The following is an 8,549-nucleotide window of genomic DNA, read 5'->3' on the forward strand; positions in this document are numbered from 1 at the left end:
CGCACACAGCACACAGACGGGAGCGAAGTTTCATTGAACGTTCAAGAGCGCCTTTCTCAAATCCGGCCCGTCCTCACCGGGTGGGCCGCCCACTGGGTCATCCTGCTCATGGGCATCCTCGGCCCCATCGGCGACGCGCCAGCCAGACTGACCATCACCGGCACGTGGCTCGACAATTTCCTGCAATGGGATAGTCAGTGGTTCGTGGACATCGCCCGCTATGGGTACGTGTTTCCCGCGCACGTCCAGAGGACCTTCCTCGCGACGGGAAACGCGGTGCCCTTCGTGCCCTACGACAAGGCGGCCGCCTTCTTACCCGGTCTCCCCATCGTCATCCACGCGCTTGGCATCGGCGGCGCGTGGGTGCTCACGAACGTTCTCTTTGTGCTGGATCTTTTCCTGGCTTACGCGATTGCGGAGGAGGAGTGCCAAGGCGCCGGGCTCCCCGCCGTCCTCCTCCTCGCGGTGAGCCCTTGCGCCATCTTCTTCAACTCCCTGTACACGGAAACGTACACGCTCACCGCGTTTCTCCTCATCCTGTGGGGACTTGAACGGCCGGATCACCGCGGCCGCCTTGCCGCAGCGTGCTTCGGCGCATTCCTCGCCCCCTCTTTTCACGATCTCGGCTTCTTCGCCATCCTGTTTGCACTCAGGCTTGTGCGCTTGCGCCGCTTTGGCGCGGCGCTCGCCTTCGTGGCATGCTTTTGCGTCACGCCGACGGCGTACGCCCTGTACATGTGGAAACGATTCGGAACGCCGTTCGCCATCTTCGCCGCCGAAAACAGTTGGCACCGCCACTGGACTTGGCCGTTCGTCAACGTGGGGGACGCCATCGTGCAGGGCGCATTCACATCCGTCGGCGCGCTCACGGTCTTCGTCATCGCGCTCATGTGCGTCCAGGGTGGCGTCGCCATTTGGCGAGATCGCTTCCTTTTGTCGCCTTCCCATGGCAGAATGATCGATAGTCTGGAAAGCGGGCTCTGGATGTGGGGCTTGGCGGCCATCGACCTCTGCGCCAACATGCCGCACAATCCGCTCGAAAGCACGCTCCGGTTCGCCTCCATCGTGTATCCGGCGACGGGCGGCATCGCGCGGCGCTTTGTGCAACAGCCGACGTCGTTTCTGTTCTGGGTTTCGCTCGCATCCTTCGCGGCCGTCGGAGCCCTGGGCGCAGGTCTGTTCAGTCATGGGTGGTTTTTTCAGTAAGCGACGCGCGCGTCAGACTCGGGCGCGAATGCGCGTGCGAAGAGGAGGAAAACGCACCGATGTCCGAAAGGGTGTTGGCGGACGTTGTGGCAGAGGAAAAGCCGCGGATCGACGCCGTGATGGCCGCGGTGTGCCGACGCGTCGTGGGACAAGACCGCGCGGTGAAGATGCTCGTCGCGACGTGCCTGGCGGGCGGCCATGCGCTGTTGGAGGACGTGCCTGGCACAGGCAAGACGAGGCTCGCCTCCTCGCTCGCCGCCGCGCTCGGGCTGTCGTTTGCCCGCGTGCAGGGCACGCCGGATTTGCTGCCGTCCGACGTCATCGGCACGACCGTGTACCATCCGCGGGAAGAGGTGTTCCGGTTTCATCCCGGTCCCATTTTCACACAGGTGCTGTTGCTCGACGAGATCAACCGGGCCACGCCGCGGACGCAGTCGGCGCTCCTGCAGGCGATGGCTGAACAGGCCGTCACCGTGGATGGCGACGTCAAGCCGCTCCCGAAACCGTTCTTGGTGCTCGCGACAGCCAACCCGGTCGAATCGCAGGGCGTCTTTCCCCTCCCTGAGGCTGAGCTCGATCGCTTTCTCGTGCAGGTGTCCCTCGGCTACCTGCCGGCGCCGCAGGAGGTCGACATGGTTCGCCGCGTCTTAGCTGAGGCGGACCAGGACAGCGCGCCGGACGCGGTGCTCGACGCCGACCAAGTGGTGCGCCTGCAGCGGTTGGTCCGCCGTATCTTCGTCCACGACGAGGTATTGCAATACGCGGTGTCGCTCGCCCGGCGGACGCGGGAGCACGATCAGATCTCCCTCGGCGCAAGCCCGCGCTCGGCCGTCTGGCTGGTGCGGCTCTCGCAGGCGCTCGCCCTGCTCGCGGGGAGGCACTTCGTCACCCCCGACGACGTTCAGGAGGCGTTTTTGCCCGTCATGCGCCACCGCCTCGTCTTCGACATCGCGTGGGCGGAACGGAACGAGCGAGATCGGCTCCTCCAGTCCATCCTCGGCGACACGCCGGTTCCGCACGAACGCGAAGTGAACGCGCCGTGACCTGGCTGTGGCTCCCCCTCCTCATGGTGTTGGCCGTTGGGCTGTGGCCGCGCGCGTTTGCTCGCGCGGTCTCGGGCCGCGTCGAAGGGACGTTGACCTCAGACCGCGCGGAATTGGAGCCCGGCGACGAAGTGAGGCTTTCCGTGGCGCTCGTCAACCGGTCCTTCATGCCCATCCCTTTAGCCAAGGTCGAGATCGAACTGCCCCCACAACTGTCCTTCCACCGCGAACAAGCGGTGCGCCTCGGCCACGTGTCGCTCGCCATCCTGCCACGTCGCCAGGCGGACATCCAATTCACCGCGTACGGCTGGCGGCGAGGCCCCGCCGTTCCCATTCAGGTGCGCGCCGCGCTCGGAGAGGGCATGGGTCTCCTCGACCTCGACGTCGCCCTCGAGAACCGGGTATCGCTCGCGGTGCGCCCCCGCCACAAACGCCTGGAGCGCCCCCTTCGCCTCGCCCCCACCGGGTGGATGACGCGCGAGACCCGCGCGTTCCCCGACGAGACCGCGCTGCGAAGCGTTCGGCCCTACACCTATGGCGATCCCGTCCGCCACATCCACTGGCGCGCATCGGCGAGGCTCGGCCAACTGGTGGTCAAGGAATTTTTCACGACGGAAGCGCCGGACTGGGCCATCGTGCTGAGTGCGCAGGCGTCCGAGCCCTACTGGCTCAGCGGACTCCACCCCGACACGCTGGACGCGATGTGCGAACAGGCGCTCGCCATGGCCCGGTGGCTCACGCGCGGCGGCGGCCGCGTGTGTTTTGCCACCAACGCCGCCTGCGGCAATCGGCGGCGGGCGAGTGTGGCCTGGCTCTCTGCGGAAGGCGTCGCATCCCTGCTCGCGCACGCTCAGCCCATCGCGACGTGCGATTTCGACGCGCTGAGCGCCGCGCTGGCGCGATCCGCGTCTTCGCCAAGGCACTGGATCGTCCTCAGCCCCCTTCCAGCGCGCGACGCGGGAGCTCGGCTGTCCCGCTTGGGTGTTCAGGTCACGTGGATGTCCTTTGGGCCATCCTTGGAACCAGATGGTCAGGAGTTCGCGAGGGAGGCTTCACGCGATGCGAAACCATAACCAGAGCGAATGGCAATCGGGAAAGCGGTCCTACATCCCCCTCGCCGATGCGCCTTTCGCCTTTCGGGCGTTGATGAGTGGGACGCAGGGAATGGTGGCCGCGTGGGCCGTCGCGAACTTGTTCTGGGGCCGCTCGGGTCCATTCGGCGACCTCGTCGCGCTCACGATGGCCGCTTGGATGTCGAGCGCCTGCGCAGCCGCCGCGGCGCGTCGCCCATTCCCGCAATCTTTGGCCATCGGCGTCGCCGCGGGCGGCGCGTTCAGCGCGGCCTGCTTTCTCCCGCTTCATCGGCCGGGATGGCTCGTCGCAGGCATCGCCGCCTCGATCCTCGCCGCGGTGCTGTGCCTGCCCTTCGCGACCTACGGCGACATTGCCCTGGCCAGCCGCAGCTTGGTTCGCGCCGCGATGGCGGTGGTCGTGATCGGATGGGCGACCTACCTGGTCTTCGTGCGCCCGCTGTCGGCGCCGACCCCCGCAGGCCAAGCCGTGGCCACGGTGTATCCCTGCGTCACCGTGCTTGGCGCCGTCGCGACGGCACGGTCCGCGCATCGGCTGACCTACGGCACACGGGCGAGGCGCGCGTGGCTCGTCCCCGTCGCGCTCGCCGTGGCGTTTCGCGACGCGCCGGCCCGGTTGCTCCGGGCCGTCCTCCGCCTGTCCATCGCGACGGCTGGCCTGATTGCAGTGGGCACGGCGCTCGTGGCCGTCTTGCCTCGCATCGTTCCACCTCGCGCGGCGCCCGTCAAGCCGAATCCGGCGGGCCATCCGCCTGTCACCCCGCGATCGCCCGCAGCCTTGGGGCACACATCCGTTCCGATAGCCCTCGTGTTGGCGGCGGCCGCCGTCGTCGCGGCGCTCGCCATTGCGCTCGCGTGGGTGGCCTTGGCACGCCTTCGGAGCCGCGCCCTCCCGCCCGCGCCGGCGGCGGTCCCATCGCGCATCCGCCAGCGGCGACTCGAGAGCGCCTTTCGGCTGCTGCCCACGTCCCATCCCGTGCGCATTCGCATGCAACACCGCCTGCGCGCTTGGCACCGCGCGGGGCGCACCATCGGCTGCGCCGAAACCGTCCGCTCCCTGGTGAGCCGCCTGCCCGACGAGCTGCGAGATCCGGGCGATCCCGCCCTCCTCGTCGCCTACGAAGAGAGCCGTTACGGTCCGAATGAGCCGTAGAAGGCGCGGATGACCGTGAGCGCCTCGTCCGCCTCCCAGGCGTATTGCGGCACGTCCGCCGGGATCACGAGCGCGTCCCCGGCTTTCACTGGCAGGCGCACCTCCTGGCCTTCGGCCACACAGCGCAGATGCCCCGAGCCCTCGACCACCACCGCGCAGTCCGGATTGCCGCGCACGCCCGTCTCCATCTCGGCGGAGCGCCCGCGGACCCGAACGCGATCGATTGTGAAGTACGGGCACGACACCAGGCGCACGATGTCAAACCCCGGCTTGTCCACCATCGCGACGGGCTCTGGCGCCGGGGGTTCCGTCCCGTACGCGATCACGTCTGCGGCCTTCTCGACGTGAAGCTCCCGCGGCTTCCCGTTGGCATCGACCCGATCCCAGTCGTACACGCGGTACGTGACGTCGGAGGTCTGCTGAATCTCGAGGACCTTCGTGCCCCGGAGCAACGCGTGCAGCGTCCGAGACGGCACGAAGACGAGATCGCCCTTCCGAATCGGGCGATACGTCAGATACTCGCGGACGCGGCCGTCGCGCACCGCTTGTAGATAGGTGTCTCTATCCGGGAACGAGTTGCCGAGAATCACCTTGCCGTCCGCAGGCGCATCGAGCACGTACCACGCCTCCGTCTTCCCCGCATCCCCTTCGTGCGCCTGCGCGTAGGCGTCATCCGGATGGACCTGAACCGACAGATCGTCGTGCGCCTCAATGAACTTCACGAGCAGCGGGAAACGCTTCTGCGGGGCGCGCTGGCCGAGATAGGCTTCCGGATGGGCCTCCACCAACTCCTGCAGGGTCTTGCCATCGAACGGACCGCCGTCCACGACGCTCATCCCGTTCGGATGTGCCGAAATGACCCAGTATTCGCCAATGGGGCGATCCGTCTTCACGCCAAACATCGGCTTCAACTCGTCGCCACCCCAGATTCGCTCCATGGCCACCGGCTTGCATTTCACAGGCCACATCATCAACCCTCCTCCACCAGATCTTTAAGCTCTGGAACGATATACGCATCCTTAGGCCGGCCCTCCAGCACGGCCACGAGGTTGTCGATGGCGAGGTCCAGCATGGCGGTTCTCGTCGCTCGCGTCGCCGAGCCGATGTGCGGTACGCAGACCACATTGGGCAAGGAGAGAAGCGGATGATTCGGTGGTACGGGCTCCTGCCGATACACATCAAGCCCCGCGCCGCGGATCCAACCTTCGCGAAGCGCATGAACCAATGCGTCTTCATCCACCGTCTTTCCTCGCGAAAGGTTGATGAAAATGGCGCTTCGCTTCATCAACCTGAATCGATCTTCGTTCATCAGGTTTTCCGTGTCCGGCGTGAGCGGCGTGAGCAAGACCACGAAGTCGGCGTCCTGCAAAAGCTCCGGCAGGGCCGCGTAGCGCGCGCCGAACGCCTGCTCCACGTCGTCATGGCGCGATCGCGCGTGGTACAGGATGTTCATCGAGAAGCCGAACTTCGCCCGTTTCGCCAGCGCGCGGCCGATGCGGCCCATGCCCACGATGCCGAGCGTCCGATGATGCACGTCGACGCCGTAGAGGACCTCTTCGTCGCCCTTCTTCCATTCGCCTCTGCGGACGTACCCGTCCAACTCGACGATGCGCCGGGCCACGGCGAGCATGAGCGCCATGCCGAGATCGGCCACTGTGTCGTCGAGCACGTGCGGCGTGTGTGCGCCGAGGATGTGCCGCCTGCGCATGGCGGTGAGATCGAAATGATCGTAGCCGACCGACGCCGTCGACGCCACCTTGAGGTTCGGCGCCTGTTCGAGGAGCGTCTCGTCGACGCGGGTACCGAAGGTGATGAGCCCTACGGCGTCGTGAAGCGCCGAGAACAGTTCCTCCTGCGAAAAGCGCCGACCTTCCGGCGGACACGCCACGTCGCCCAAGCGGGACAGCTTCTCCCGCTGAGCCACGCTGAGCGGTTTGGTGGAAACGATCTTTGCCATACGCGCCCTCCCTTTGAATGCCGTTGCCAGTTTCACTCTACCCTGAACGGCGGCTCGAAGAAAGGGCTTCTCAAGCGCTCTGGATCGTGGTTTACTGAAAAACGATGGGGTATGGATTCCGTCAAGAGGGTGAGAACCATTTGGACAACCCGTCCATCTGCTCGTACTGCGTCGATTACGCGCTGAACGAACTCAAAGACGAATTGGTCAAAAAGCGATTCGAACGCCACCTCGCCACGTGTCCGGCGTGCCGCCGGGATGTCGCCGAGTTTCGCGAGCTCATCACCATGTTTCAGCCCAAAGAAGCGGACGATGACCGAAGTGCATCGATACAGCCCACCGCGAGGCGCGCGCAGATCATCGCCTTTCCCGCGCGGCCCACGGCGGACTCGCAGCCCATCTCGCCCAAGCGGTATGTGCGGCGCAGGCGCATCACGGCCCTCAGCTTGAGCTTCGCCCTGCTCCTCATGAGCTTCGTGAGCCTTGCGGGCGATCACGGCCGGTATTCGCGGGCGCTCGGCGCGGCAGCGTGGAACAAGATCTCCCATGTGTCGCGCGCCATCGTCCACCGCGGCGAAGAAATTACCGACAAGTGGCACTGGAAGAGGGGGCTCTTGTAACGACAGGCGGCGGATCCCTCGAGGGAACCGCCGCCTCTTTCCTTTCGATGTGCATATCCTCGATGGGACGACCGACGGGAGTGACACAACCTCCGCCTTCAGGCCGCGGTCCCTGCGGATGCCTCCTGAGCGCTCCCATCGCCCACATCCGCGCGATCCGCCATCCGTGAGAGCGCGTAAACCGCCACCCACACCAGGGCAAAACCGATCCACTGGGCCGCGTGCACCGTCTGATGGAGGAACAGCGCGTTGACCGCGAGACCCGTGGCCGGGAAGGCGAGTTCTGCCAGCGTGGCATACGAAGCCTTGACGCCACCAAGCCCCCGATAGTACACGAGGAGGCTCAGGAGACTTGGCACCGCCGTCTGATACAGCAGATTGCCGAGGACGGCCACATGCTGAAAACCGCCGGCCACACGGGACCAGTTCGGATGTTCCATCAGGGTGAGCGCCGCGAGCAGTGGCAGGGCGGTCCCGAAGCGGAGCGCTGTCATCGTGGGAAACGACACCTTGCGCATCACGCGCTTGCCCATCACGGTCGATCCGCCCCACAGAAACGCGGCCCCAAGCGCGCACACCCCAGCCCACGCGCTCGCGTGGGACAGCGAAGGCCATGCAAAGCCAAAGGTCAGGACGTACGCGCCGATGAGCGCCACCGCAAACCACGGCCAGTACGCGCGCCGAACCCGCTCGCCGAGCACCACAGCGGCCAGCCACAGCGCGAACACCGGCTGAAGCTTCTGCAAGAGAAGCACCTCGTTCACCGCGTCGGAGCGGATGCCCACCGCGAGCCCGACGTTGAACAGGATGGAAGCCACGGCCGAGCCGCCCCACGCGACAAAGAGCACGGCGAGCCAATCGAGCGCACCGAGCCCGAGCCATTCCCGCCGTTTCAGGACGAGCACCGGAACCGCAAAGAGCGCGAGCAAGAGATGCTCAAAGAACACGATTTGGATGGACGTGAACCAGTGCTGAAGCGCGAGGATGAACAGCGCGTCGAGCCCCCACAGCGCCGCGCCGCACGCGATGAGCCAGAGCGAAGCCGGAAGGCTCGCGCGGGACAAAGAGGTTGTGTCTTTCACAGGGCGTCCCTCCGCTTTCTATGGTTTCTCCGGAGGAACCCTGGGAGCCGATGGAGAACTGGTGGCGCAGGCGCAGAAAGCCCCGAGGCACAAAGGTCTCCCCGGGGCTTCCACGGCACAACAAACGTCAGGGCGCACGCGTCAAGCGCCACGCCGCATCCCGCAACCGTACACGGCGCGCAGCGCGCTGCGACCACCGCGAACCTTCTCCCATCCGGACTTTCACCGTCGGCTTTGGAGTCTCACCAAATCCGTCGCCACAACGTGGCGAGTCGCGGGCTTAGGCCAAAGGCCATCACCGCCGGTCGGGAATTTCACCCTGCCCCGAAGGTTCCTGTTCATTTGTCGTTATTGTACTTCAGATTCGTAAGTCAGCGCAAGGACGCCGCGCTCAGCG

The 8,549-nt window shown here is 66.0% G+C and carries 8 protein-coding genes and 1 riboswitch; of the genes, 5 read left to right on the plus strand and 3 right to left on the minus strand.

All coding sequences use genetic code 11. The features are described 5' to 3' along the window. The 4 genes from AS26_RS12600 to AS26_RS12615 all read left to right on the plus strand — a co-directional run. A partial coding sequence (locus AS26_RS12600; protein ID WP_306303053.1) for a hypothetical protein occupies window positions 1-1,206 on the plus strand: 1,206 nt, incomplete at its 5' end. Between the two features lie 59 nt (window positions 1,207-1,265). Beyond that, window positions 1,266-2,249, plus strand: a complete 984-nt coding sequence (locus tag AS26_RS12605; RefSeq protein WP_062310208.1) for an AAA family ATPase — start codon at window positions 1,266-1,268, stop codon at window positions 2,247-2,249. Continuing rightward, complete coding sequence (locus AS26_RS12610; RefSeq protein WP_062310211.1) at window positions 2,246-3,322, plus strand: DUF58 domain-containing protein; 1,077 nt, start codon at window positions 2,246-2,248, stop codon at window positions 3,320-3,322. Before AS26_RS12605 ends, AS26_RS12610 begins: the two co-directional genes overlap by 4 nt. After that, window positions 3,309-4,493, plus strand: coding sequence for a hypothetical protein (locus AS26_RS12615; RefSeq protein WP_062310215.1), 1,185 nt, complete (start codon window positions 3,309-3,311; stop codon window positions 4,491-4,493). The genes AS26_RS12610 and AS26_RS12615 overlap by 14 nt, the downstream gene beginning before the upstream one ends. On the opposite strand, the gene AS26_RS12620 is transcribed toward AS26_RS12615, so the two are convergent. Then, window positions 4,472-5,461, minus strand: coding sequence for a type I phosphomannose isomerase catalytic subunit (locus AS26_RS12620; RefSeq protein WP_062310218.1), 990 nt, complete (start codon window positions 5,459-5,461; stop codon window positions 4,472-4,474). The genes AS26_RS12615 and AS26_RS12620 overlap by 22 nt on opposite strands. A gap of 2 nt (window positions 5,462-5,463) precedes the next feature. Further along, window positions 5,464-6,450 (minus strand): 2-hydroxyacid dehydrogenase, encoded by a 987-nt coding sequence (locus tag AS26_RS12625; RefSeq protein WP_062310221.1) that lies wholly within the window; start codon window positions 6,448-6,450, stop codon window positions 5,464-5,466. A 140-nt stretch (window positions 6,451-6,590) separates the two neighbouring features. Between AS26_RS12625 and AS26_RS12630 the strand changes: the two genes are divergently transcribed. After that, on the plus strand, window positions 6,591-7,070 hold the full coding sequence (locus AS26_RS12630; RefSeq protein WP_245629771.1) for an anti-sigma factor family protein: 480 nt from the start codon (window positions 6,591-6,593) through the stop codon (window positions 7,068-7,070). Window positions 7,071-7,168: 98 nt separating this feature from the next. Here the strand turns inward: AS26_RS12630 and AS26_RS12635 are convergent, their stop codons facing one another. Further along, the gene (locus tag AS26_RS12635) at window positions 7,169-8,152 is read right to left on the minus strand and encodes a DMT family transporter (protein ID WP_083516110.1); all 984 of its coding nucleotides are present in this window, start codon (window positions 8,150-8,152) and stop codon (window positions 7,169-7,171) included. A 198-nt stretch (window positions 8,153-8,350) separates the two neighbouring features. Beyond that, window positions 8,351-8,488, minus strand: a riboswitch (FMN riboswitch). Window positions 8,489-8,549: the final 61 nt, after the last annotated feature.

Origin of the sequence: Alicyclobacillus sendaiensis NBRC 100866, from assembly GCF_001552675.1 — a bacterium.
GTDB lineage: Bacteria > Bacillota > Bacilli > Alicyclobacillales > Alicyclobacillaceae > Alicyclobacillus > Alicyclobacillus sendaiensis.